This window comes from Rhodococcus sp. NPDC059969 (genome assembly GCF_042738325.1).
Taxonomy (GTDB): domain Bacteria; phylum Actinomycetota; class Actinomycetes; order Mycobacteriales; family Mycobacteriaceae; genus Rhodococcus_F.
The window spans coordinates 532323-555662 of the sequence record NZ_JBHWUF010000002.1 but is presented as its reverse complement, the minus strand read 5'-3'; the positions used below and the strand labels follow the sequence as shown (position 1 = coordinate 555662).

The following is a 23340-nucleotide window of genomic DNA, read 5'->3' as shown; positions in this document are numbered from 1 at the left end:
CCTTCGATACTCACCCGTCTCCGATTTCGAGCATCGGCGTTCACCGAATCAACCACCCCTTCTCGCGCAAGGCCTTACGCCGCAATGCCCGGTGACGTTGTCATCCAGAACCGGGGAAGGGCATTCCAACTTGATTCTGCTGCAAAGAATCCGAAGCTTGCGGCGGGTGATTCGACCTGGAATCGGAATCGCCGTTTCCACCGAGTGATCCTACCTCCCGCTCCTCGGTCGGCAACTCGTCGCTCGAGCGGTCTGCCTTCCGCGCGACCTTCGTGCGGAGCATCGAGCGAGGGATTGCCACTGTGGGACTGTCCAGATCACTGCGCGTGTAGCGCCCTTCGGTCTCTGCCGGCTCCCATTGGTCGAAATCGATGCGCATATCTTCGGCCGGAGATTCGACCGAATCACCCGAATCGCCCGAATCATGCTTGTCCACTTCATTCTTCCCCGTCGATCCAACACCTGGTTCTGCGTGGACTCCCTGCGCAGCAGCTCGTCGTTCGACGGGAGGCCACGCGCCGACTGGTTCATTCGATTCATTCTTCACCAGAGGCTCGTTCGCCGCAGGCTCGTCCACCATGCTCACTCGGCTACGGCCCTTGACCGAGCCACTACGTCCGACACCCGTCAGCACCGCACCCAATAGGTTCGCACCGGCAGCGCGTAGTGTGGTCGCTGCGCCTGCCACCTCGTCGACCGACGAAATACTCTGTGTTGAAACAAGAACCACGCCGTCGACGACTGAGCCGATCACAGCCGAATCGGAATAGAGCGACAACGGTGGACCCACGACGATCGTGTATTCGAATTTCTCGGAGGCTTCCAAAAGCATCTCGCGTGCCGAGACCGATGCGATGGCGTCACCGGAATCGGATCGTATCGAGCCGGCGGGCAACAGAGTCAATGAGCGACCGGGTACCTGAACGAGCACGTCCACAAGCGGAATCGCGCCGGCAAGAACGTCGGAAAAGCCGGCTGCCGGCTTGATACCCAGGTATGAATCCAGGCTCGGCGACCTCAAGTCACTGTCCACCAACAGCACTCGACGTCCCGCTTCGGACAGGACAACCGCGAGATCGGCTGCAAGACAACCCGCAGGCTCCGAGTACCGAGGTGAAGCGATGAGGACCGAACGGATCGCGTCGGCACTCGGCCCGGCGAACTCGATACCCGTCCTGAGCTTGCGTATCGACTCGGCATACGCAGTCGCTCCGTCGGAGGGGAACGTCAGAGCGTGAGATCCCCGCGAAGTCGATTCCGGAACTGTCGCCAAAATCGGTACACCCGCAACGGCCGATAGCATGGAAGCACTTCGAACTGATCGATCGAGCCGCCCGACGAGCACCCGGACGCCGACGCCGACGACTAGACCACCAACGAGGCCGAACAGGGACGTCATCACGAGATTCGAACCCCCACTGGCATCTTCAGCGTTGGCCTCGGTGACCACCTGGACAGACGTATTCGGACGGCCACCACCGTTAGGGGTCTCCAACTGCCCGACATATTGTGCGAAATTCTTCGCATACGCATTGGCGATGCCGGCTGACCCTTCGGCCGTCGAATCCGTGACGGAGACTTGCAAGAGCACGGTTTTCTCTACTGCTGCCGCCGAAACTTGCGAGGCCAACTCGTGTCCGCTCATTGGAAGTCCCAGGTCGTCGATTACCTTGACCGCCAGATCGTCGCTCGAAAACAGTTGGGCATAGGTCGCCGCACGTTGCTGAGAAAACAGATCGCCCTGATAGGCGCCAGCCGAGTCAGCACTGATCGGCGAGCCGATGAACAGCACAGTTGTCGACGTGTAGGACGACGGACTCGAGATGGCCATGAAGGCACCGAGGATCAAGCCGAGCACAGCGAAGACAGGTATTGCCCACCCCCGTCTCAGGATTCGCACGGCAGTGCTGAGTGCATTCATGTGTTCGCCTTTCTTGGAGACCGCTGTGTGCGTGTGTCTCCGTCGCGCCGTAGCGTGTGACTTGCCACCGAGTCAGTTGTGTCTGGCCCACCGCCGGGCAACACTGCCCGTCGCTGTGTTCGGCGCGTGGTAGCCAGCAGGACCGAGCCTTCGATCTTCGCACCTGCGATTTCCAGATCGTGAATCTTCGTCGTCAACGTCTGCCTGTTTGTCGAATGAGATTGAACGACAAGGATTATCGAACGGCACACCTTGGCCAATCGGCTCGAGTCGGCGTACTGCGTTCCGCCGGAGTCGAAGACAACCACAACGTCGAACCTGGCATTCAGATCTCGCAATATGCGCTTGAACGACTCAGACTCGATGACTCTGTCGGGAGTTTCGGTCGGCGAACCGCTCCGGAGGAGAGTCGGCCGCAGTGGCGTCGAGGCCAGGACATCGTCGAGAGTGGTGTCCGACATGACGATGTCGGTGACCCCCAACTCGATCTGCGCCCGCGAGGATCGGAAGTTGCAGTCGACGAGAACCACCGAATATCCCAGAGTGCAAGCAGCATCGGCGATGCCGCCAGCTGCGAACCTGCTGATCTCCCCCTCGTCGGCAGCGGTCACGAGCACGGGCGACGCGGGCGTACCCGCCCCGATGAGGTCTCGGTTGAACTGCAGTCGCGCAAAAGAACTCTTTAATGCCGACTGATCGCCTTCCTCGGCGGACGATCCCCTGTCACCGAGGTACGGGATGGACTCGAGCACCGGTAGACCCGTCCAGGCCGCCAATTCGTCGACACTCTGAACTGCTCTCGACCTCGCGGCAGCCAAGGTCACACCCGTCAGTCCAACCATCGATCCGACGACCAACCCCAGAAGAACGTTCGGAATCGTCTGCGGGCCAGCCGGGCTCGTCGGTGCTGACGCCGTGGCGACAGTCAGCGGCTGAACAGTCGGGATCAACGTCCCACTCGGTGTCTCGAGCCGCCGGATCGTCTCGTTCATCTCGTCCGAAGCCGCATTCGTCAGTTGCAACGCCCGGTCTGCGCTGTCGGCGGTCCCAGAGATTTCGAGCAACACGGTGTCGGGCACAACGCGAACCGAAATGCTCTCGACGTCACGAAGACCACTCTCGCCCAGACGACTTGCGACCCTGGCCGAGAAGTCGGAACCTTCCGACAGACGCGTGTATGTACCCGCTCGCTGCTGGGAGAACTCGTCACCTTGGAAAGGGCTCGAATCGGCATTGCCCAGAGTGGTCGGTGTTCCCCACCCTGGCGTGGTGAGAAAGAGTTGGGTCGAGGACTTGAAAGTTGTCGGCGTGAGCAATGTCAGCAGAACGCCTACCAGCAGACCGAGCGCTGTCGAGATGCCGACGACAATCCACCTGTCACGAAGGACCTCGAAGAAGCGGGACGGGTTCATCGCAGAATCCCCCCATTAGGCGCGCCCTCGCGAATCACACCGGAGGCGGTCAGCGATTCCACCAGTTTCTGAGCAATCACTGCATTCCCCACGGCATTCGGATGCACACCGTCCTCGAATTTCAGTGTCGCGAGGTCCACGTCGGCATACCAACCGTCGGCAACGGGATCGATCACGGTCGCGGCAACCGATTCCCCGTAACTTCGCAGCGCTGATACGGATGGGTCGTATCCGTCGTACGGCACAGGTGTGACGTATGTCGGCACGATGATCACCAGACGCGCGTCCGGCCATGCATCCCGGACGGCATCGATGTACGACGTCATGACGGGAAACAAATCCATCGGACTCATGTGCAGATCGTTTCGCCCACCGTCCACGAAAATGATGTCCGCTCGATACCTCTCGATCGACACCGGAAGTCGATTCGCGAATCGTGTTGTAGTTCCCTGATACTCGGGTGCGCCGTCGTTGGTGAAACCGGTGCTTCCCTGTGCATCGACATTGCAGTCCCACCCCATCCGGACGCAGATGATTCTCGGGTATGCCCCGAGCCCGATTCCGTTGATGCCCGCAGTGAAGCTGTCGCCGAACCACATCGATGCCGGCGCTGTGTCCGGCGGCAACTGAGGAACCGTTGTCGCTGCCGTGAGGGCGGACCGGCCGTTTTCGGCAGCCGAATTCTGACGCACGGCCAGCGCCGTCGCACAAACGACCAATACCACCAGCAGAGCAAGGCCCACTCGTTCCAGCGGGCGACGGGAGGAGATTCTCGACGAGAATCGGATCGTCCGAGTCATCGAGTCACCTCCCGTCGTGAGACGAAGAATGCACAGCCGATGATGACAAGGAAGTACGACATCGCTTGCAGCAGTGATCCTCTGAGAAGAATGATCAGGTAGAAGGGCAGGATGCAGGCGAGAATTGTCGGCGCCCTGGCCTCGCGCAGCGACGATTCAATTCTTCTGTCCTGAATTCCTGCGATCAAGCCCAAAGCAACCATTCCGGCAATCAACGCAATCCATCCACCGTTGACGAACAACTCAGACCACAACGGTGCAGAAAGGTTCTTGACCGTGTAGTTGCGGCTCTCCGCGAGCAGGATGCCCGTGTCCGTGGCTTTGCCGGGCCAGATAGTCCGCGGAATCCAGAAAAGAACAACTCCGAGTGCCTGCTTACCATCGGTAACCCCGTGCGTATTCACAAAGTTGACGGTGTTGTTGACCTGTGCAAATGCGTCGTAGTCCGGAGACGTGAGCGATTCGAGAGGCGAGCTTGTCTTGAACTGTGCCGACGTGCTGTACCTGAACGCATCGGCGAGCGGAAAGACCAGGACAAGTGCAGCCACGGCAAGCAGGGCAACCACACGGAAACGAACGCGGGTTGCGAAGAGTCCGAAAAGTGCCGCCACGGCGAGTGCTGCAGTACCGAACAGATACCTTGCACTCGAGATCGGATTGAACGTCAACAACAGCACGGCTCCGAGCACGATGGCGCAGAGAAGAAACAGACGATCCGCTCCCGGATTCTGATCACGGTATTTGACCACCGCGATGAATGCGACGAGCAAGGACATCATCGCGACGGCGCCGATGATGCTGGCGACCGTCGATTGCCCCAGCGACGCACTCGCCTGCTCCACCACGGCACTTCGGCTCGACAGAAGCGTCCCTACACCGAGTTTCTTGATGTAGTACGCGTTGGCGACAAGGGCGCAACCGGCAAGAATCAAAACCCGAACGGGATCCACACGCACGCTCGTGGCGTTTCCCCATCGTGTGTCTCTGATTCGACGCCACACCGCTCCGGAGAACACTACTCCGACCAGGAAACCGCCGATCCCCAGCAGGACGATCAACACCGCTGTCGAGTTGAGGGACGGATCCACTCGGGGCGTCGTAGGAGGAATCTCTCGCAGGCGGAGCTGGGCAAGTGGAGCAAGACCCATGAAGACATAGGTGAAAACCCAGAACGACATCTCGACGAGCCGACGAAAGCCCTCGCCCACAATCCACGCATAGCGCAATCCCGAGATCGTGGTGACGGCAAGTACCGCCATCCATACGCGCCCTGGGGGTGTCGGAGTGAACTCGACGACTGCGAAAGGCACGATGATCACCATGATCACCGCGGTCCAGATCGCAATCAGTGGTGGCATCAACGAGTCTTGCCGACCGACGTCGAATTCCGCGAACTCGTCAGGCTTTGTCCGCCCGCTGGAAATTGTTTTCACGTGGTCGTCCCGGCCAGTGCGCCTGTTCGTGTTCGGCGCAGGTCGCCGGGTTCGGAACGATCGACAGTGGATGGCACGATCACAGGGCTTTCACGGCCGGAGTGCTTCCGTTCCGCAGCGACCACCAGGCAGACTGCAACCAGGATGGACGAAAGCGCCAGTCCGATCGCGACTCCGACCGCGGTTCCAGTAAGGGCTGCAGCCGCACTGCAGATGACAATTGCCGTGAGACTCTGGACGATTCGCAGCTTGAGCAGTCGGCCGCTGGCTCCTTGAGTGCGATAGAGATTGTAAACACCCGCTATCCAACAGATCGCCGCGTACTCGAGTCCGAGAAACGGCAGAACATGGCGAGCCTCGGCCCAGGACTCTCCGAGAACGACCCGGCCGAGTTCATCGGGAAGGAAGGGAGCGGCGAATCCGATCGTTGCCGCCATCGCAGATGTGAGCCACGCTGCATAACGCAGTGTGCTCCACACCTGGCGCGCGGTGTGGCCGGCCCGAACCGATTCGGGAATGACAATCAGAGGAAGCGAACTGATCAGCACGGCGAACGGACCCAGGACGGTCACTGCTCCGCGCAAAGACGCGGCAGCCACCGTTCCGATGAAGGCTGTGGACACCGCGACGATCACGATTGCAGCCAGTTGGTCGATGCCACTCTCGAATCCGAACCGGATTCGATGAGTCCAGAACGACGCCCACCAGCGATACAGACCAGTCAGTCGCGGTAGCGTCTGTACGCGAATCATCAGGTAAACGAGTGCAAGCGCTCCGGCGAGGGACCACAACCAAATCATCTCGGCGATCGAAAGTGCCTCTGGTCGAATCCAAGTCACGACAAGCACACCGAACGCCGCGCTCGCCCACAACGCATCGCTGAAGAACGCGTGTTCCGGTTCTCCCATCGACATCGCGGTGAACCGCAAGGCATCCTGCGCGAGAACAACCGGCGCGGCGACGGCGTATGCAATCCCCACCTGCGGTTCGTGAAGGAAAACCGAGACTCCGAGGGCGACGATCCCGACCAGGATTCCGAAGATGGCAGCACCCGAGATCGCATGTCTGCTCTCCGCGCGAATCCTGTTGCGACTGTAGGCACTCATCAACAGCAGGGGTGTGCCAACTGCACCTCGAACGAATCCGAGCGCAGCCGTGAGGATGGAGAAAACAAGGATCGCCAGACCGAACTCACTGACGGAGGACGGTCCGGCCATCGCGAACAGAATCAACGCGTTACTTACGCTGGACAGCACTTGGTCACCCGCACTGAACAGCACTCGTAGCTTCAGACCTGCCACGACCCCACCTCCCTTGCACACGCGGTGTTTCCAGACTGCGATCAAATTGAAACCGTCGGTCGGCTCAGCCCACCTGAAACAGTCTATAGGATTGTTTACTGTGAAGTAGCCGGGGTGGCCGTCGCGTATTCCTCCAGAGAGAGAACCTCCTCCAGACGAACCTTCTCTAGTCGAACCTTCTCTAGTCGAAGTGAGAACCAGTGTTGACCGCGATTCGAAGCCCGAGGTAGGCGGCCGCAGCGTTCACGGCCGAACGCATCTTCTCGAGATCGACGAAATGACCCGAGTGGCTGTATGTACAGTCCGCGTAGCGGCCCGTCGTGCGCATGTTCGACGCGAGAACTGCCGGCTCGAGTGTCTGCATTCCCCTCGCGAACGCCAGATCACCACCACTGAATGCATGATCTCGATCACCTGGCACCCGAAAACACGACATCGTAGTTGCAAGCACCATCGGGGACGCCACGCCATCAGGGTCGGCCGGGGACCGACTATTGCACCGTCCGACCAACTCCCCAGCAGCACGCCGGACGAGCGCCTCGCCGGAGCGAATCCTCGACCGAACCTGCGAAGCCACTTCGAGGGGGCTACTAGCTGTCCAATCTGCCCGGAAAGGAATATGACTGAACGCATTCCCCCCTGTCCTCGCCAGCAGGGGCGATGCCGATCGCAGGTCGACAACCACGTGATGAGTGACGTCGGGGCCGCACTCCAGAGCCGCGAGCACTGCGCAATAGAAATACACGGAAGGCACACGGGTTCCAGGTGCGGCAACCAAACGAACAGAGAGCCACCACCCTCGAACAGGTTCCGCGGATACAGCCGAAGCCGCGATTGCGTTTCCCGATGCCCGTCGACTCACCACCTCACGCTGGAACATTCTTGTACCACTGAGGATTCGCCTCAGGGACGTCGCGGCAATCAAGGGATTGGTCGACGCCATCAAAGCCCCGGCGGCAACGATCCGACGCTTCGACAATCTGTGCACCGCGGGAAAGTGCGGACCAAGCGTCGGATCCAGACCCGACAACGCAAGAAAGAGTCGTTCTGATTTCGGCATGAAGACCGTCTCGTCACCAAACATGTGTGAATAGATCAGGCCGATCATGTTGCGTGCAACGACGACAGTGATCTCGCGAGGGTCACTGAATCGTCGCGCGTTGAAATACCTGAACAATGCCCGGTCGAATACCTCGACGCCTATCGCCGAGGACACGTCGGCCATGCGCAATCCTTCGACGGCACCCAGTTCGTGTAACGAGGCAGTAGGCGAACCCTCACCAGCGGTACGCATCTCGAAAATACGGGGAACGACCCCGATACCCGCTTCGAAAGTCTCCGAGATCCACTCGTTGACAACGGCTGCGACACCAGCCCTATCGACTGGGCCGAAGGACTCCTGTGCGTGACAGCAGTACGTGCTTGCCAGCGGATCGACCTTCACTTCATCCCTCCACGATCACGTTTGCCCGAAATTCAATCTTCACCGACCAATTTCCCTTCGTTCGCGGCAAAACAACCGTGCGCCGGTTTCAGCGAGTTTTGCAGAGCCTCCGTGGGAACCCGCGGCCGGATCGAAATCTCCGCCTTCCGCCAGTGCGCTCCGCCACATTCGAAATTGCCCATCGACGCCAGTCCACCCATCACACTGCTGCAACCTGCTGGTTAACACTACGCACATACAGGCTCACCCCATTTGATGCAGCAACATCGCTCCCGGCGACCGAAGCACGACATGATCTCGGTTGATAAACCGTGGAGATGCGGCTTAAATAGCGTAAACCAAACCATTTGACTGTTTGAAGCGCAGTTTCCCAACTGGAGGTTCGTCATCAGTACACAGATCGAACAGATGCATGACAATCCTGGTGGTGTCTCCGCGACTTTCGAGTTATCCGATCGTGATACCGTCGACTCGCTGAACATCACGATTCTCGGTATCAACTACGCGCCCGAAACCACGGGGATAGCGCCGTACATGACGGACCTTGCCGAGTCTCTCGGCGAGCGCGGGCACAAGGTGCACGTCGTCACCGGGTACCCGCACTATCCGGCGTGGGAAATCGACGCTGCCTACCAGGGACGGTCGATCGACGAGGTCGTGAACGGCGTTCACGTTCACCGACGCCGTCACTTCGTGCCCAGCCCACCGAACGCCTTGGGACGAATCAAGATGGAGCTGAGTTTCGGCGCACGTGCCGCCAGTTCCGGATGGAACACACCTGACGTAATCGTATGCACCAGTCCGGCATTACTGGCCACTGCGATGGTCCTCGGACGTGCTCGGCTGACACCCAATCGTCCGGCCATCGGGGTCTGGGTGCACGACTTGTACGGTCAAGGCGTCGTGGAGACCGGAGCGATGACAGGCCGCAGTGCCCGCGCAACGTCGAGGCTCGAGGCGGCTGTCGTGAAGTCCGCTGACGGAATCGCCGTCGTCCATGACCGTTTCGTCGACCATGTCGTCAACGAACTTCACGTCCCACGCGAACGAGTCACAGTCGTTCGGAACTGGACGCATGTGGCGCCGATCGATGTGGACGATCTCACCGCCGCACGCACCAAATTCGGTTGGTCGCCTGACGAAACCATAGTTCTGCACACCGGAAACATGGGTGTGAAACAAGGTCTGGAAAATGTGGTCGAGGCCGCTCGACTCGCCGACGAGCAGAGTCTGCCAATCCGATTCGTTCTGGTCGGTGACGGCAATCAGCGACCGAACCTCGAAGCCGCGGCAGTCGGAGTCAATCGAATCGACTTCGTCCGCCCACTCGACGACCATGATTTCCGCACTGCCATGGCCGCCGCTGACGTTCTGCTGGTCAACGAGGCGCCCGGGATCGTCGGGATGGCAGTGCCGAGCAAGCTGACGTCGTACTTCAGCAGCGGTACCCCGATTGTCGCCGCAACCGACGTGGCATCCACGACTGCCGACGAGATCCGTGCCTCCGGTGCCGGGGTCGTCACTCAGAACGGTGATCCTGCCGGCCTGCTCTCCACGGCCCTACAACTCGCCGGCGATGCGGAGACTTCCGCCAAACTTGGTGCCGCCGGAGTCCAGTACTGCGCTACCTCGGTCGGCAAAACCGCGTCCATCGACAAATGCGAACAGTGGATCCGCGAGCTGGTGGCCGCCCGCAATTAGAACGCGAGTCGCTCGGAACAAAACTCACACATCTCGACTCGGATCTGTAGACGACGAACACAGACAAGGCAGCTGACGCTCGATGACCAAACGCGCACTCATCACAGGGATCACCGGACAGGACGGTTCCTACCTGGCAGAACTGTTGTTGGCCAAAGGCTACGAAGTACACGGATTGATCAGACGCGCATCCACTTTCAACACGTCACGCATCGATCACCTCTATCAAGACCCTCACGAACAGGGTGCACGGCTGTTCTTGCACTACGGCGACTTGTCCGACGGTGCACGACTTGTCACCCTCTTGTCGAAGATCGCACCAGACGAGGTGTACAATCTCGCTGCACAGTCGCATGTTCGGGTCAGCTTCGACGAGCCTGAACACACCGGCAACACAACCGGAATCGGGTCTATTCGTTTGCTCGAAGCAGTCCGCATGACGGGATTGCAGTGCCGCTTCTACCAGGCTTCGAGTTCTGAAATGTTCGGGGCAAGTCCGCCTCCCCAGAACGAGGCGACCCCGTTCTATCCGCGGTCGCCGTACGGTGCCGCGAAGGTGTATTCGTATTGGGTCACCAGAAACTATCGTGAGGCATACGGAATTCACGCGGTGAACGGGATCCTCTTCAACCACGAATCACCCCGCCGCGGTGAAACATTCGTCACGAGGAAGATTACGCGTGCGGTCGCCCGGATCCAGGCCGGAATCGAAGATTCCCTGTACCTGGGCAATTTGGACGCGGTCAGGGACTGGGGCTACGCACCCGAGTACGTCGAGGGCATGTGGCGGATGCTTCAAGTCGACGAACCAGATGACTACGTGTTGGCCACCGGAGGAAACTTCACGGTCCAGGATTTTGTTGTGGCCTCATTCGAACATGTTGGTCTCGACTGGCAGAAGTACGTCAAATTCGACCCTCGTTATCTTCGACCGACAGAGGTGGACGCTCTGGTCGGCGACGCAGGCAAGGCCGAGGACAAACTGGGCTGGAAAGCGACAGTACAGACCCCAGAACTGGCTCGAATCATGATGGACGCCGACATCGCAGCATTGGCGCATGCCGGCACACCTTGGATCGACACGCCAAATCTCCCTGATTGGAAGATCTCGCTCTCATGATCACAACGAATTCGATTGCACCTCTTGATCGCAGCGCCCCGACATACATCGCCGGGCACAAGGGACTGGTGGGATCCGCGCTCTGGCGCAAGCTCGAGCAGAGCAACTTCACCGACCTGATCGGTCGCACATCTGCCGAACTCGATCTCCGAAACCGCGCAGACGTCTTCGACTTCTTCGAAGCCACCAAACCGTCGTGCGTTGTCTTGGCTGCCGCGAAGGTCGGAGGAATCGTCGCGAACGACACCTACCCGGTCGACTTCATCTCCGACAACCTCCAGATCCAGACCAATGTGCTCGACGCAGCGCTGCGGCACGGCGTGAATCGATTGTTGTTCCTCGGGTCGTCGTGCATCTACCCTCGCCTGGCACCACAGCCGATCACCGAAGATCAGTTGCTCAACGGCCATCTGGAACCGACCAACGACGCTTATGCGATTGCCAAGATTGCGGGAATCATCCAGGTCCAGGCTGTTCGCAGGCAGTTCGGGTTGCCTTGGATCTCGGCGATGCCGACAAGCCTGTACGGACCCGGCGACAACTTCTCGGAGAACGTTTCGCACGTACTTCCTTCGATGATCCGTCGACTCGACCAAGCCAAGAAAGATGGAATCGAATCCGTCACGAACTGGGGTTCGGGGAGCCCGCGACGAGAATTCCTTCACGTGGACGACTTGGCCGACGCACTCCTGCACCTACTCGACACCTTCGACGAGTCCGGACATGTCAACGTCGGTACCGGTCACGACGAAACCATCAAAGATCTCGCAAACATTGTGGCCGAAGCAGTGGGATTTGAAGGCCGAATGGACTGGGACACAAGCAAGCCCGACGGTGCACCACGCAAGCTACTAGACGTGTCCACACTCACGGCCACCGGCTGGAAACCCCAGATCTCAACCCGCGAGGGCATCGAGTCGACCGTTGCCTGGTATCGCGAGCATGTCCAGGACGCGTCTGCAGCGGTCCGACTGTGAGCACAGACCGCACTCTGTCCGGGTTCACCGGTGCAGGATACGACAAGGGTCGCGGCCCGCTGGTTCAAATCTTCTGGCTCGTAATTTCGGGTGTACTGCTTTCTCATTGGTGGTGTCCCAACGGAATACGCATTGCAGTTCTCCGGAGATTCGGAGCAGACATCGCCGACGGGGTCCTGATTCGACACCGCGTCCGTATCCACTGGCCGTGGAAACTGACGGTCGGAGCAGACTCGTGGATCGGCGAGGGAACCTGGATACTCAATCTCGAACCCGTCACCATAGGGGCGAACACCGCTATCTCGCAGGATGTTCTACTGTGCGCGGGCAGCCATGATCACCGAAGTCCCACATTCGAATTCGACAATGCCCCCATCGTCATCGGTGACCAGGCATGGATCGCGGCCCGCGCGACGATACTCCGCGGTGTCACGATAGGGGATAACGCAATCGTCGGCGCAACGGCCCTGGTGACGTCGGATGTTCCCGCCGGAACCACGATGTTGGCGCCACGGGCGGGCGCTGCACGATGAAGATACTGCAGATCGTCACTCTCTTCTCACCGGACGCCGCCTACGGAGGGCCTATTCGGGTCGCCCTCAATCAGTCGAAAGCATTGCAGGACAATGGTCACGACGTAACCATCGCTGCAGGCGAGCGTGGGTACGCAAAGCCTCCTACACACGAGCAGGGAATAGCTCTGAAATTGTTTCCGGCGCGGACCGTGATCCCGACGATCGGGTACGCGGGGATCGGCGCGCCGTCGATGCTTGTGTGGCTCCACAAGCACATCCGAGAATTCGACGTCGTGCACATTCATCTCGCGCGCGACCTGGTGACACTTCCTGCAGCGAAGCTGGCTCTTGCATACGGTATTCCAGTTTTCGCACAGACTCACGGGATGATCGACGAGACGGACAAACTGCTGGCAAAACCGTTGGACGCTGTTCTCACGATCCCGGTCCTCAAACGAGCACGGACAGTGTTCTATCTGACCGAACGAGAGCACGCAGACCTGCAGTCCGTCGTCGGAGACGGTCGCGTCCACTTGGTGGAACTCAACAACGGGATTCCCGAGGCCGAAGACCTCGAGTCACGACCAGTCAACAGTTGCGACCCGCCCGAGGTCCTCTATCTCGCACGACTACAGGCAAGAAAGCGACCCCAGGTCTTCGTCGAAGCCGCAAAAGAGTTGTTGGACAGCGGACACGCGGCTAGATTTTCGATAGTCGGACCGGATGAGGGTGAAGTAGAAGCCGTCAACCGACTGATCGAACGCTCCGGACATAGCAATTCGATCCAGTACGAAGGCCCACTACCGTTCGACAAGTCTGCCGCACGATTTCGTCAAGCCGCGGTATATGTCTTGCCCTCCGTGAACGAACCGTTTCCGATGTCTGTACTCGAGGCGATGGCCGCTGGACTGCCCGTAGTCGTCACCGACACGTGCGGCCTCGCACCACTGATCCGCGATGGTCGGTGTGGCCTCGTGATCGATGACGCCACCGAATCACTGACTGCTGCGATCTCGTCGCTCTTGAGCGATCCCGTCGCCGCCGCAGAGATGGGCGACCGCGCACGAAGTGTTGCTCGCGAACGCCTCGGAATGCCTGGCGTCCGTGCGGTACTCGAATCCCAGTACGGGCTCTGAGCCGCTCCCACATCCGCAATACAGGAAGTCATTGTGAAATCCACTCGACACAAGGTTCGTCGACGCATGTTCGTTCTCAGCGGGGTGGTCGGCGGACTTGCTGCAATCACCGCTGCCGGCTGGCCGGTTTACGTCGATCCGGTGATCGACACACCCGAAATGGCCGACGCAATAGTTGTTCTCGGCGGCGATCACGACGGCCGAGAAGAGTACGGACTGTCCCTGGCCGAGCAGGGCTACGCCCCCCAGATAATCTTTTCGAATCCGTATCGCAGCAATGATCCGAAGATCAACGCAATCTGCGAAGGAACCTATGACTTCGAAATCAGCTGTTTCAAACCAGATCCATCGACGACTCGGGGTGAGGGACAGGAGATTCGGCGTCGCGCAGAGGCACAGGGTTGGAAGCGCGTCATCGTTGTGACCTTCGTTCCCCATGTCTCGCGCAGTCGCTACATCATCAACCGCTGCTGGGACGGTGACATCAACGTAGTCGCGGACCCCCGACCACTTCCATTCTGGGTCTGGGCCGCAAACTACGTGTGGCAAACCGCCGGGTACGTTCGCGCCCAGTTCCAGGAATGCTGACGGTCTCTGGCCAGTCAGTACGCTCCGTCGCTCCTGAGCACTGCGGATACGGTCTTGGTGATGATCGAGATATTCTGCGCCGCAGACCAATTCTCCACGTAAGAAGAGTCTAGTCGAACAGATTCTTCCCACGAGAGGTCACTGCGTCCACTGACCTGCCAGAGACCGGTGATGCCTGGTTTGACCAGCAGGCGCCGGGCAACCTCGTCGTCGTACATCTCGACCTCGCGCCGCAACGGCGGCCGCGGACCGACAACGCTCATCTCTCCGCGAATGACGTTGAAGAACTGCGGTAGCTCGTCGATGCTCAATCGACGAAGGATTTTGCCGACGGACGTGATTCGTGGATCCTCACGCATCTTGAACAACACCCCTCCCGCACCTTCGTTGTCCCCCATCAGATCGACAACCTGCTGGTCGGCACCTTCCACCATGGTACGAAACTTGAACATGGGGAACGGTTTCCCGTTGAGACCGATGCGTTCGGCCTTGTAGAACACCGGGCCTTTGGACGTGAACTTGACTGCAGCGGCAGCGGCGATCATGAGCGGCGCCACGAGGAGGATCATCATCATCGAGAACGCCGCGTCGAAAACAGCGGGCGCAAGCCGGTTGGCGCCCTGGTAGCGTGGCCGCGCAACGTGAATCAACGGGAGTCCCGCCGCGGGGCGAAACATCAAGCGAGCCTTCGACACATCGGCTACCACCGGTGAAACCACCATGTCGACACCCTCGGCTTCGAGGTCCCACATCAGTTTACGTATGCCCACCTGCCCGAGGTCTTCGGTTCCGGTGACGATGACGGTGTCTGCGCCGCTTGCGCGCATCGCCTCGACCACCTCGAACTCGTTGCCCAATACCGGGACTGCTGCGCCGTCGACGACGATGTGATCGTCCAACGCGGTCGCCCGACGCGGAATGCACGCTCCCACAACGTCGTAGCCTGCAGAGGAATCCCGTACGAAGGCTCGCGTAGTAGCAACGACGGACGCGTGTCCACCGACCAACAGCACCGAGTTGCGGCAATCCCCGATTGCACGCTTCTTTCGGATGTCGCGTCGCCAGAGGTAACGCCCGAGCAGTAACGCAGCGAGCCCGACGGGCAGCGCGATCATGAGATAGCTACGCGCGATTCCTACGCCGAGAATAATCCCAGCCAAAGCACCCACTCCGAAGACCTGACCGGTAGCGAGCAGCACCTTCTCGTACTCGTCACTGCCCTCACCCAGCATCGACTGATGACGGCTACGTCCGCGTGCGAGCGCGATCATCCACAGCCCTCCCAGCGCTGCAGACGCGATCAGCTTGAGTGGTGTCAGCCACTCGATGGGATGCGGCCACATACTGCCGATCTGAGCGAGTGCGATCACGAACAGGACCGTGATCGAATCGCTCACGGCGATTCGCTTCCGGTATGCACGGCGCCAGTCGGTGCCGACATCAGCGGAATCCTGCAGTGTCGCCGACCGGGTTCCCACTTCAGCATGAACGCTCATTTGCCATCAGTCTTTCTTGTCATTCGAACGGCTTCCGTAGGTCCGAACGGCTTCAGTGGGTCGCTGATCGGTAGCCACAGCGAGCATCCAGGTACGGCAACACCCCGCCGGTTGCCGTACCTCGCTGCTCGCAGTGCAGAAGTGAACTGTCATCGGACTCCCTACATAACCGCCGATCAAAGGCCACTTCGTACGATAAAACGACCCCGTGTTGCTCATTCCGTACGTAAACATACCTTAGGTTTGTTTTAACTGCACTCACCGAACCCAAGCTATTTTCCGGTTGCCAGATGATTACCGGGCAATTACGTCAAAGTGGGCTAATCCTCCACGTTTTCGAGACGTCGTCCCTCACGTCTCCGAATGTCGGCCATCAGCCTGTCCAGGGCCCCCAGCAGTGCGGTGTCGGCGCGTCGGCACCGTTCGATCAGGGCTTCCAGGTCGGCTTCATCGGTGCTCTCGATCACACCGGCTTTGGCCGCTCTGCTCAGTACTTTCTCGGCGAGGAGCAAAGGCGGTTGCGACCGTGCGATGCCGTCCATGGACGACGCTCGCGCCTTCTCGGCAGCCTTCAATGCGTCCCACGCACGCTCCTGTTCAGCGATGTCGACCACCCCTGAACTGACCAGGTGCGGGCTGCGATGGACAAGTTTCGCGATCAATGCGCCTGCCACGTCATCCAATTCGAAAACGCCGTGTGATTGAGCAATCCGCGAGTGGAACAACACCTGGAGCAACAGGTCGCCGAGTTCTTCACGGAGATCGCTCTCGTCGTCGCTTCGAATCGCGTCGAGCACCTCGTAGGTCTCCTCTACGAGGTAAACCGAGAGGCTCTCGTGTGTCTGAGTCGACTCCCAACCGCCTCGATTCCACAATCGGTCCATGATCGACGCCGCTTCCACCAGTCGATCGCCGTGAACGGGTTCGGCGCGAATCACCCTTACCCCAGCAGCAGACAACGCCTCGATCCTCTGATCTGGGGTGTCCATCATCACAGTCACAGTGGCACCTGGTGTCGGGATCGGCAGTGCACTGCGAACCGACTCGGGAACGTCGGGGTCGATGTCGAGCACGCCGGACAAGAACGGCAGTGCCGCAAGCGGAAAGACGTGCGGCCGCAATGGATCAAGCAGTATGACGACGGGCGATTCGTTCACCGTGCGCTCACGCCTCGACAAGGGCTGCACCCGCGGCTCGCCCGTCTATCGCCAGGATGAAGTCCGCGATGTACTGCAGCAGTTCGACGTCGCGGAGGCGATCAGAGCCGACTCCGCCGGTACGTGGCAGCGGGAGTTGCACGAGCCCGGTCGTTGCCCGGTACTGCGCGCTCGGATAGATCCTCTTGAGCCTGATCTGTTTGGAATCGGGCAGTGCCATGGGCGAGATCTTGAGCTGAGTTCCGGTGACGGCGACTTCCTCCAGTTGATACTCGCGGCAGAGCAGTCGAAGTTTGGCCACCGAGATCAGCCGTCGAACCTCTTCGGGCAGTGGGCCGTAACGATCAACCAGTTCTTCGACGACGGCGGCGATACCGTCGGAATCCGTCGCGGCCGCGAGCTTGCGGTACCCCTCCAACCTGAGTCTGTCGCTGGTGACGTAATCGGGCGGGATGTGTGCGTCCACAGGCAGGTCGATCCGGACCTCCTTCGTGCCCTCGTCCATCGTGATCGGTTTGCCGTCGGCTGCCGCCCGGAAGGCTTCGACTGCCTCTCCCACGAGCCTGACGTACAGATCGAACCCGACGCCCGCCACGTGGCCGGACTGCTCGGCGCCGAGGACATTTCCGGCTCCACGAATTTCAAGGTCCTTCATCGCGACTGCCATACCTGCGCCGAGGTCGGAGTTCTGCGAGATCGTTGCCAGTCGGTCGTACGCCGTTTCCGTCAAAGGCTTTTCGGCCGGGTACAGGAAATAGGCGTATCCACGTTCGCGACTACGCCCGACTCGGCCGCGCAACTGATGCAATTGCGAAAGCCCCAGTGAATCCGCACGTTCGACGATCAGCGTGTTCGCGTTCGAGATGTCGAGGCCGGTTTCGATGATCGTGGTACAGACCAACACGTCGAAGTCGCGCTCCCAGAAGCCCTGCACGGTCTTTTCGAGAGTGTCCTCGTTCATCTGACCGTGCGCCACGACGACGCGAGCCTCCGGAACGAGTTCGCGGATCTTCTTGGCTGCCTTGTCGATCGAGCTGACGCGGTTGTGCACGTAGAAGACTTGGCCGTCGCGTAGAAGTTCACGCCGAATGGCCGCGGCCACCTGCTTGTCCGCATACGCACCGACGTAGGTGAGGATCGGGTGACGCTCTTCCGGCGGCGTGAGGATCGTGGACATTTCGCGGATCCCGGCCATGCTCATCTCGAGAGTACGAGGAATCGGGGTAGCCGACATCGTCAGGACGTCGACGTGGGTGCGTAGCGCCTTGATGTGTTCCTTGTGCTCGACTCCGAATCGCTGTTCCTCGTCGACGATCACAAGCCCGAGGTCCTTCCAGCGGATTCCGGTCTGCAGCAACCGGTGAGTGCCGACGACGATGTCGATCTCACCTTCCGCCATGCCGGCGATGATTTCCTTCGAGTCCTTGGCATCGGTGAAACGCGACAGCCCTCGCACCTTCACCGGGAAGGACGCCATTCGCTCCGTGAAGGTCTGAAGATGTTGCTGTGCAAGCAGAGTCGTGGGCACCAGCACAGCCACCTGCTTGCCGTCTTGTACTGCCTTGAACGCGGCACGAACGGCGATCTCTGTCTTGCCGTAACCGACGTCACCGATCACCACTCGGTCCATCGGAACCGGCTTCTCCATGTCGGCTTTGACCTCACTGATAACGGTCAACTGGTCGATGGTCTCGGTGAATGCGAATGCGTCTTCGAGTTCCTTCTGCCACGGCGTGTCCGGGCCGAACGCATGCCCGGGGGCTGCCTGACGCGCCGCGTAGAGCTGAACCAACTCACCCGCGATCTCACGAACGGCCTTGCGGGCCTTGCGCTTGGTGTTTGCCCAGTCGGATCCACCGAGCTTGCTCAGCGCCGGCAACTCTCCGCCGACGTACCGGGAGAGTTGATCGAGCGATTCCATCGGGACGAACAGACGATCACCCGGGTGACCACGCTTGCTCGGCGCGTACTCGATGACCAGGTATTCACGACGCGCCCCGCCGATGGTTCGTTCGACCATCTCGACGAACCGGCCGATACCGTGCTGATCGTGCACGACCATGTCCCCAGCTGACAGCGCGAGGGGGTCGACCTGATTGCGGCGCTTGGCCGGCAAGCGCTTACCGTCGCCGACCGCGGCAACACGGTTGCCCGTCAGATCTGACTCGGTGACGATCACCATCCCGGGCGTCGAGTCGTCGCCGGCGAGTACCAAGCCGTCATGCAGTGATCCGCGGAGCACCGCGACCTGTCCGCGGGCGGGGGTAGCGCCGGCGTCGAGCATCTTGGCGGGCACTTCGGCTTCACCGAGTCGCTCCACTACGCGGCTTGCCGTTCCGGCACCTGCCACCACGATCGCCGCGCGACCGCCCGTGCTCACGTGTGCCCGGAGGCTGACGAACAGTTCGGCCAACAGGTCGTCGGAACCACGCACCTGCGGTGCCGCCTGAACCGGGAGTTCGAGTTCTTCACCGTTTCCCGACGCCAGCGGGCTGACCGTCCACCAGGGTCGGCCGGCAGCTTCGGCAGATTCGCGAACATGGCGAAGCGACCGGTACGCGGAGGCGCCGAGATCGACTCCTCCGCCGTTGAGGATCGACGTGTCGAGCGGTGCGGCGCCGCCGATCGACGCCGCCGTCCACGACGCTTCCAAGAACTCCTGGCCGGTGCGCACCAGGTCGGTGGCGCGGGTGCGCACCTTCTCCGGATCGCACAGAAGGATGTGCGCCCCTTCGGGAATAACATCGGAAAGTAATTGCAGTTCACCGGGTTTGAGAACCGGGAGCAGAGCTTCCATGCCTTCGACGGGGATGCCTGCCGAGATCTTGTCCAGCATCTCGACCAACGACGCGTCAGCCTGGTTCTCAGCAGCGAGTGCCGCAGCTCGATCGCGAACATCAGCTGTCAGAATCAGCTCACGACACGGCGGCGCAATCACGGAATCGACGTCGACGTCCGGTAGCGAACGCTGATCGGCAACCGAGAAGTAGCGAAGCTCCGATACCTCGTCACCCCAGAATTCGATTCGCACCGGATGATCCGCCGTCGGCGAGAACAGGTCGAGAATGCCGCCGCGGACCGCGAACTCACCACGCTTTCCCACCATGTCGACACGGCTGTACGCCATCTCCACCAGACGTACGAGAACGGAATCGAAATCGATCTCGGTGCCGACGCGCAACGTTATCGGCTCGATCTCGCCCAGACCTGGTGCCATCGGCTGAACGAGAGAGCGCACCGTGGTGACGATCACCCGAAGAGGCGAACCGTACGAGGCATCGTCTGGTCTGGCGAGTCTGCGCAGTACCTCCACCCGTCGCCCGACGGTGTCCGCGCTCGGCGACAGTCGCTCGTGCGGCAATGTTTCCCACGACGGGAACTGCGCGACACCTCCGCCGAGCATCTCGGTGAGTTCTGACGTCAGGTCGTCGGCTTCGCGACCGGTGGCGGTCACCAGCAGCACTGGCGTCCGAGCGGCAAGAGCAGCAGCGATGAATGGCCGAGCCGGCTGCGGCGCCACGATGTCCAAAGCGGCCGCGCCGATGGCGTCGATCACCGAAGTGAATGCGGCGTCTGCGAGGGCGACCTCGGCGAGTCCAGCGAGCGCAGTCTGGGCAGAGGACAAGGAAGTCAACGAACGCGCTCCTGAACAGTGATGACGGGTTGCGGACGCACAGCCCGAGCGCAAGATCCCCACCGAGGCAGAGTTGTGCGCCGGTTCGATTCTATCGGTGCGCGATCTCGAAGCGCAGTCCGATCCGTTCAGTTTCCCCTAGCACTCGTCTTCTTCGACGTCCGCTTAGCCGGAGAGGATTGCGTGGCCGGTGCACTCGGCGGCGTCACGGCCACGCTGGTGTGAGAGTTGAGCGCCCGAACCCGGCCGATCACCTTCGTTGCCTTGCCGGTTCTCCGTAGACGTACGGTCCTGCGACCGTTCGGCGCGAGGTGAAACCAGGAGTCTTCGGGCTCGAAGCCCTGCAGTTCGAGGGCTACGTATTGGGCGGCAGCATCCGTCGTGACGTCGACGACCCACTCTTCGTCCCCGAGGCCTCGAGGCCGGCCGACGCTACGAGCAGTAGAGACAAGCCCGACCGACCGCTCGAGGGGCCGCGCCGGACCCCCCAGGAGATGCACCACTTCGTCCACCAAACCGCCGTCCTCGTCTTCGAGTGTGACGGTGACGGCGTCGTACGTCCGCGCCCCGAACCGAAAGACGTGGGTGAGGTCGGTGAAACGGCCGACAAGACTGTCCACGGACCAGGTCAGACTTGAATGCGCTTCCACCTTGACCGGTATCGCGACGTCGACCGGGACGACACCTGACCGACTGTGTGCTCGAAACCTGATCTCGCCGACGACAGGATTGGCGGTCTCGTTGATCGCGTCGAGCCGCAATCCATCCATACCGTCGTCCGTGACAAGAAGCGCGATCGGTTTGGCGCTCCGACGGAGCACGAACCACGGAGCCTTGGGACTGCCGCTCCAATCGAGGACCCCCCATCCCGGTCCGGGCTCCAGGTCTCGCAGTGCGAGTGTCAAGGCGCCGTCGCACCGAGAGTCCGGGCGACGCCAGTAGCCGAGCGTCGATGCGAACGCCTCACATACAGCTGCGCGTCCCAGGTCGAGATAGCGTTCCGGGTCTGACCACCTGAGTTCACGAGGGTCTTCGCCGAAAAGGGTGTGGACGTAGTGGTCCCGAACATCCTCGAAATCCCACGACGATCCGTTGTCCCGCGGCACCGCGGCTTTCCATGCCGGGTGGTGCCCTGCGACGGCGATCGAACCGAATTCGTTCTCGATCACCGCATTCGACGGTGGAATCGAAAATGCCAATGATTCGGTCGCAAAACGAACTCGCGCGCTGAGCACGTCGGCCAGTGGACGACGATAGGCACCCACCCCGAAGTAGTGAGCGACCCCGCTTCCGACATGCGTAGCCAATTGCTCCCCCCCGGGAGGCGCCGAGGGCGACGACGTCACGTACTCGAGTTCGGGTGCCAGCGTCGAGATCAGCTCCGGCAGTCTCGAATGAATGAGCGGAATGTGTTGATCGACCAAGCCCAACATGGTGGGCTGCTGTTCGGTCTCGCTGCCCCCGCAGAAGACTGCCAATGCTGGATTTCCACGCACCCTGCGCAGGAACGCAGTGACCTCGGCGGCAACAAGTTCGAAGAATTCGTCAGTGTCAGGCGGGTCAAGCGTCGCCAACATCATGTCCTGCCACACGAGAATGCCCAGACGCGCGCATTCGTCCCAGAAGTGGTCGCTCTCGTAGACCATCGTTCCCGGAATTCGAATCATGTTCAGACCGGCCTCGGCCAGCCGTTCCAATACAAGTGTGGTGTCGCCGTCGCCTTGAAGCGAGATCGGGTCGGTCGGCACCCACACCGAACCACGGCAGTACGCCCGGATGCCGTTGACATACAGACGGAATCCACCATCGGATCTGTCGACCTCCACCGTCCTGAAGCCAACCGAACCGAGGTGCTCGGCGACTCCGTCCGTTTCTATCGTGACCGGATAAGTACGCGGGGGGCCATGAGTGTGCGGCCACCACAACTGCGCGTCCGGCACTTCGACGATGCCGGACACCTCGAGGTATCCGTCCGGCCCGGTAGCCGTAGCGAATTGTTGCGAGTGTTCGCCGACACGCACGGTGACGTACTCCAGCGAGACCGGCAATCCGGTGAGCCGAGCACTGACGGCAACGCGACCGGTTGTGCCGTGGACACTCGCCTGCTTGACGGCAGAGACGACGGTGGCGACTCCCCTGTCCAACAGCCGGATACCTCGCCACGGACCCACTGGTACCGGCGCACCACTGAATACGGGAGCCATACCTAGCATCGTGGTTCGGATCCACCGAAGACCCTGTTCGCGGACCATCGACGAGCGCCAACGACCTCGTGGGCGCCTCGATCTCAAAGTCGCGGAGAGAGAATGAAAATGAACAGCCACCTGGACACGTTTGCCTACGCCGTCTCCGCCCGGAATGCTCACTTCCCCAGGCGTGAACATGGATTCGGTGGACGCGACGAGGACACCGTCGATCCAGACGTCGGCAAACGCCGTCACACCGTCGAACTGGAGCAACCACGGCCCCTCACCGGTCGTAACCACGGTAGTCACGAACCACCAGTCGGAGGACGCTGTAACAGACTTTGCCTGTCTGGCATCGGATTGCGCCTCACGCAACGCGCCGGCGACTGTTCCCGGCACGGGCGCTGTCATCCACTCGGTCACGGTTTCGAGGGCAGCCGGATCGGTCACGGAACCGGGTTCGGTTGCAGCGCATCGCCATATCGCGCCGGCCAGCAGGTCCGCTGACGAGCGAGTCAC

General features: G+C 60.7%; 16 protein-coding genes. 6 read left to right on the top strand and 10 right to left on the bottom strand.

Annotation, left to right across the window (positions count from 1 at the left end):
• Nucleotides 1-100: 100 nt before the first annotated feature.
• From ACFWAD_RS11575 to ACFWAD_RS11550, 6 genes are all read right to left on the bottom strand, one after another.
• Nucleotides 101-1921: a Wzz/FepE/Etk N-terminal domain-containing protein gene (locus ACFWAD_RS11575; RefSeq protein ID WP_378543772.1), complete on the bottom strand. Its 1821-nt coding sequence runs from the start codon at nucleotides 1919-1921 to the stop codon at nucleotides 101-103.
• Nucleotides 1918-3333 carry a hypothetical protein gene (locus tag ACFWAD_RS11570; RefSeq protein ID WP_378543769.1) on the bottom strand — a complete coding sequence of 472 codons (1416 nt, stop codon included), beginning with the start codon at nucleotides 3331-3333 and terminating at the stop codon, nucleotides 1918-1920. The genes ACFWAD_RS11575 and ACFWAD_RS11570 overlap by 4 nt, the downstream gene beginning before the upstream one ends.
• Complete coding sequence (locus ACFWAD_RS11565; RefSeq protein ID WP_378543766.1) at nucleotides 3330-4133, bottom strand: SGNH/GDSL hydrolase family protein; 804 nt, start codon at nucleotides 4131-4133, stop codon at nucleotides 3330-3332. The genes ACFWAD_RS11570 and ACFWAD_RS11565 overlap by 4 nt, the downstream gene beginning before the upstream one ends.
• Nucleotides 4130-5566: an oligosaccharide repeat unit polymerase gene (locus tag ACFWAD_RS11560; protein WP_378543763.1), complete on the bottom strand. Its 1437-nt coding sequence runs from the start codon at nucleotides 5564-5566 to the stop codon at nucleotides 4130-4132. The genes ACFWAD_RS11565 and ACFWAD_RS11560 overlap by 4 nt, the downstream gene beginning before the upstream one ends.
• Entirely contained in the window at nucleotides 5563-6867 is a 1305-nt protein-coding gene (locus ACFWAD_RS11555) for a hypothetical protein (protein ID WP_378543760.1), read from the bottom strand. The genes ACFWAD_RS11560 and ACFWAD_RS11555 overlap by 4 nt, the downstream gene beginning before the upstream one ends.
• Before the next feature lie 181 nt (nucleotides 6868-7048).
• Entirely contained in the window at nucleotides 7049-8311 is a 1263-nt protein-coding gene (locus ACFWAD_RS11550) for a hypothetical protein (protein WP_378543757.1), read from the bottom strand.
• 408 nt (nucleotides 8312-8719) lie between these two features.
• On the opposite strand from ACFWAD_RS11550, the gene ACFWAD_RS11545 reads away from it, so the two are divergent.
• The 6 genes from ACFWAD_RS11545 to ACFWAD_RS11520 all read left to right on the top strand — a co-directional run bounded on the left by ACFWAD_RS11545 (nucleotide 8720) and on the right by ACFWAD_RS11520 (nucleotide 14348).
• Nucleotides 8720-10012 (top strand): glycosyltransferase family 4 protein, encoded by a 1293-nt coding sequence (locus ACFWAD_RS11545; RefSeq protein WP_378543754.1) that lies wholly within the window; start codon nucleotides 8720-8722, stop codon nucleotides 10010-10012.
• A gap of 82 nt (nucleotides 10013-10094) precedes the next feature.
• Nucleotides 10095-11132, top strand: a complete 1038-nt coding sequence (gmd, locus tag ACFWAD_RS11540; RefSeq protein ID WP_378543751.1) for a GDP-mannose 4,6-dehydratase — start codon at nucleotides 10095-10097, stop codon at nucleotides 11130-11132.
• Complete coding sequence (locus ACFWAD_RS11535; RefSeq protein WP_378543748.1) at nucleotides 11129-12109, top strand: GDP-L-fucose synthase family protein; 981 nt, start codon at nucleotides 11129-11131, stop codon at nucleotides 12107-12109. The genes gmd and ACFWAD_RS11535 overlap by 4 nt, the downstream gene beginning before the upstream one ends.
• The gene (locus ACFWAD_RS11530; RefSeq protein ID WP_378543745.1) at nucleotides 12106-12642 is read left to right on the top strand and encodes a DapH/DapD/GlmU-related protein; all 537 of its coding nucleotides are present in this window, start codon (nucleotides 12106-12108) and stop codon (nucleotides 12640-12642) included. Before ACFWAD_RS11535 ends, ACFWAD_RS11530 begins: the two co-directional genes overlap by 4 nt.
• Nucleotides 12639-13760: a glycosyltransferase gene (locus ACFWAD_RS11525; RefSeq protein ID WP_378543742.1), complete on the top strand. Its 1122-nt coding sequence runs from the start codon at nucleotides 12639-12641 to the stop codon at nucleotides 13758-13760. The genes ACFWAD_RS11530 and ACFWAD_RS11525 overlap by 4 nt, the downstream gene beginning before the upstream one ends.
• Before the next feature lie 66 nt (nucleotides 13761-13826).
• Complete coding sequence (locus tag ACFWAD_RS11520; RefSeq protein ID WP_378543739.1) at nucleotides 13827-14348, top strand: YdcF family protein; 522 nt, start codon at nucleotides 13827-13829, stop codon at nucleotides 14346-14348.
• A gap of 14 nt (nucleotides 14349-14362) precedes the next feature.
• On the opposite strand, the gene ACFWAD_RS11515 is transcribed toward ACFWAD_RS11520, so the two are convergent.
• From ACFWAD_RS11515 to ACFWAD_RS11500, 4 genes are all read right to left on the bottom strand, one after another.
• On the bottom strand, nucleotides 14363-15844 hold the full coding sequence (locus ACFWAD_RS11515; protein WP_378543736.1) for a sugar transferase: 1482 nt from the start codon (nucleotides 15842-15844) through the stop codon (nucleotides 14363-14365).
• Between the two features lie 320 nt (nucleotides 15845-16164).
• Nucleotides 16165-17001, bottom strand: a complete 837-nt coding sequence (locus ACFWAD_RS11510; protein ID WP_378543733.1) for a MazG family protein — start codon at nucleotides 16999-17001, stop codon at nucleotides 16165-16167.
• A gap of 7 nt (nucleotides 17002-17008) precedes the next feature.
• Entirely contained in the window at nucleotides 17009-20635 is a 3627-nt protein-coding gene (mfd, locus tag ACFWAD_RS11505; RefSeq protein WP_378543730.1) for a transcription-repair coupling factor, read from the bottom strand.
• A gap of 128 nt (nucleotides 20636-20763) precedes the next feature.
• Nucleotides 20764-23340, bottom strand: coding sequence for a glycosyl hydrolase (locus tag ACFWAD_RS11500; protein WP_378543727.1), 2577 nt, complete (start codon nucleotides 23338-23340; stop codon nucleotides 20764-20766).

What these genes read in the sequence shown, in the direction of transcription:
- ACFWAD_RS11575 (WP_378543772.1), bottom strand. Translation starts at nt 1,921, where the DNA reads ATGAATGCACTCAGCACTGCCGTGCGAATCCTGAGACGGGGGTGGGCA.
- ACFWAD_RS11570 (WP_378543769.1), bottom strand. Translation starts at nt 3,333, where the DNA reads ATGAACCCGTCCCGCTTCTTCGAGGTCCTTCGTGACAGGTGGATTGTC.
- ACFWAD_RS11565 (WP_378543766.1), bottom strand. Translation starts at nt 4,133, where the DNA reads ATGACTCGGACGATCCGATTCTCGTCGAGAATCTCCTCCCGTCGCCCG.
- ACFWAD_RS11545 (WP_378543754.1), top strand. Translation starts at nt 8,720, where the DNA reads ATGCATGACAATCCTGGTGGTGTCTCCGCGACTTTCGAGTTATCCGAT.
- gmd (WP_378543751.1), top strand. Translation starts at nt 10,095, where the DNA reads ATGACCAAACGCGCACTCATCACAGGGATCACCGGACAGGACGGTTCC.
- ACFWAD_RS11535 (WP_378543748.1), top strand. Translation starts at nt 11,129, where the DNA reads ATGATCACAACGAATTCGATTGCACCTCTTGATCGCAGCGCCCCGACA.
- ACFWAD_RS11525 (WP_378543742.1), top strand. Translation starts at nt 12,639, where the DNA reads ATGAAGATACTGCAGATCGTCACTCTCTTCTCACCGGACGCCGCCTAC.
- ACFWAD_RS11520 (WP_378543739.1), top strand. Translation starts at nt 13,827, where the DNA reads ATGTTCGTTCTCAGCGGGGTGGTCGGCGGACTTGCTGCAATCACCGCT.
- ACFWAD_RS11515 (WP_378543736.1), bottom strand. Translation starts at nt 15,844, where the DNA reads ATGAGCGTTCATGCTGAAGTGGGAACCCGGTCGGCGACACTGCAGGAT.